Below are 2,725 nucleotides of genomic sequence, written 5' to 3' on the forward strand. Positions count from 1 at the left end.
TACGTCTTCGACGCCCGGGCCAACGGGTATGTCCGAGGTGAGGGCGCCGTGGTCATGGTGCTCAGGCCACTGGCCGCCGCCCTGGCCGACGGCGACGACGTGTACGCGGTCATCCGCGGCAGCGCCACGAACAACGACGGAGCGACCTCCGGCCTGACCGTGCCCAGCCCCGCGGCGCAGGAGAAGGTCCTGCGCGCCGCGCTGCGACAGGCCGGCACTGCCCCGGCGCAGGTGCAGTACGTGGAACTGCACGGTACCGGGACTCCGGTAGGCGACCCGATCGAGGCGACCGCTCTGGGTGCTGTCTTCGCCGGCCGGCGGTCGGGCGGGGACGCCCGGAGCGCGCAGCCGTTGTCGGTGGGGTCGGTGAAGACCAACATCGGGCATCTCGAAGGCGCCGCCGGGATCGCCGGGCTGCTCAAGACGGTGCTTAGCATCCGGCACCGGCGCCTTCCCGCGAGTCTGAACTTCGCGACGGCCAACCCGGACATTCGCCTCGACGACCTCGGGCTGCGGGTGAACACGGAGCTCTCCGCCTGGCCGCGTCCGGCTGAACCGCTGATTGCCGGAGTCTCGTCGTTCGGCATGGGGGGCACGAACGCGCACGTGATCGTGGGTGAACCGCCGGGTGCCGCCCGTGTGCCCACCAGGCACCCGGCCGACGAGGCGGACCCGCGGGTACACCCGGTTCCCGTCTCCGGCAGGACTCCCGCCGCGCTGCGGGCACACGCCGCCGTGCTGCGAGAGACGGGTCTCCCCCCGGGCGATCTCGGGTTCTCGCTGGCGACGACCCGGACCTCCTTCCGACACCGGGCGGTCGTCCTCGCCTCCACCGGCGAGGACCTGCGCAGCGGCCTTGATGCCCTGGCGAACGGGACACCCGCGCCGAACGTGATCTCGTCGGACGCCTTCGGAGATCACCAGCCCGTGGGCTCCGACGCGGTCGATGGGCAGACCGCGCAGGAAACGCAGGACCTGGCCGGCCTTGCGGCCCGCTACATCCTGGGCGCCGACGTCGACTGGCCAGCGGCGTACTCCGGGACCCACGCCAGGCGGGTCCGGCTACCCGGTTACCCCTTCCAGCGAGAACGGTTCTGGGCCGATGACCACCGCATGCCGGAACCTTGGTCCTCCACCGGTGCGGGGCGGACGGACACCGACCCGGGCACCCTGGTCCGGGTACAGGTGGCGGCTGCGCTCGGTCTGGATGATCCGGATCGGGTGGAGCTGGACACGAACTTCCGTGACCTCGGCTTCTCCTCGTTGATGACCGTGGAACTGATCGAGAACCTCTCCGCTGCCACGGGACGATCTCTGCCAGGCGGTCTGCTCTTCGACTATCCGACGCCACAGGAGCTGATCATCCACCTTGCCGGCACCGCGATCACGCCGGTGGCCGCGGGGACGAGCCCGGCCGTCCTCCCGCCTGCCCGGGGCGCGCACCCGACGGGTGACGCGGACGAGGACGCTGTCGCGATCATCGGTATGGCCTGCCGCCTTCCCGGCGGGATCGAGTCGCCCCAGGACCTGTGGCGGGTGGTGTTCGAGGAACGGGACGTGATCAGCTCGTTCCCCACCGACCGGGGGTGGCGGCCCGGGCAGGGATACTCCCGGGTCGGGGGCTTCCTCGACACCGCGGCTGAGTTCGACGCGGCGTTCTTCGGGATCTCCCCCAGAGAAGCCCTGGCCATGGACCCGCAACAACGCCTGCTGCTGCAGACCTGCTGGGAGGCGCTGGAACGGGCCGGAATCGAGCCGCGGTCCCTGCGCGGCAGCCGCACCGGGGTCTTCGTCGGCGGCACTGCCGCCGACTACGGCCCTCGGATGTACGAGGCCGACGAGGAGGTCGGCGGCTATGTGCTGACCGGGACGACGACCAGCGTGCTGTCGGGACGAATCGCCTACCAGTTCGGATTCGTGGGCCCGACGCTCACGGTCGACACCGCCTGTTCGTCGTCGCTGGTCGCACTTCATCTCGCTGTGCGCGCCCTGCGCAGCGGCGAGGCGTCGGCGGCGCTCGCCGGCGGGGTGACCGTGATGGCCACGCCGGGCATGTTCGAGGAGTTCGCCCGGCAGCACGGTCTGGCCGCTGACGGGCGGTGCAAGGCCTTCTCCGCGGACGCCGACGGCACCGGATGGGCCGAGGGCGTGGGAATGCTGGTGCTGGAACGGCTGGCGGACGCCCGGCGGCACGGCCACCCGGTTCTCGCCGTGATCCGCGGAACCGCGATCAACTCCGACGGCTCCTCCAACGGGCTGACGGCACCCAGCGGCCTTTCGCAGCAGCGGCTCATCAACGCGGCGTTGACCGACGCGGGCCTGACCAGTTCCGATGTCGATCTCCTGGAGGCGCACGGCACCGGCACCACCCTGGGCGACCCGATCGAGGTCGAGGCGATTCTCGCCACCTACGGGCAGAACCGCCAGATCCCCCTAGCCGTCGGCTCGCTGAAATCCAACATCGGTCACACCCAGGCGGCGGCTGGCGTCGCGGGTGTCATCAAGGCGGTCCAGGCCATGCGGCACCGCGTGCTGCCGCGAACCCTGCATGCCGATGTCCCCACCGCCCGCGTGGACTGGACATCCGGGAAGGTCGAGGTAGTGACGCGGGCCAGGTCGTGGCAGCCGACCTCCGGGCCGCTGCGTGCCGGCGTGTCCGCGTTCGGGATCAGCGGCACGAACGCCCACGTGGTTCTTGAGGAGGGGGAAAAGAGCACGACGGCAC

The 2,725-nt window shown here is 71.1% G+C and carries 1 protein-coding gene; it reads left to right on the top strand.

The features are described from left to right. A partial coding sequence (locus AC08OV_RS14010; RefSeq protein ID WP_476619759.1) for a type I polyketide synthase occupies window positions 1-2,725 on the top strand: 2,725 nt, incomplete at both ends.

It is taken from the genome of Frankia sp. CeTa3Moorea, from assembly GCF_978021225.1.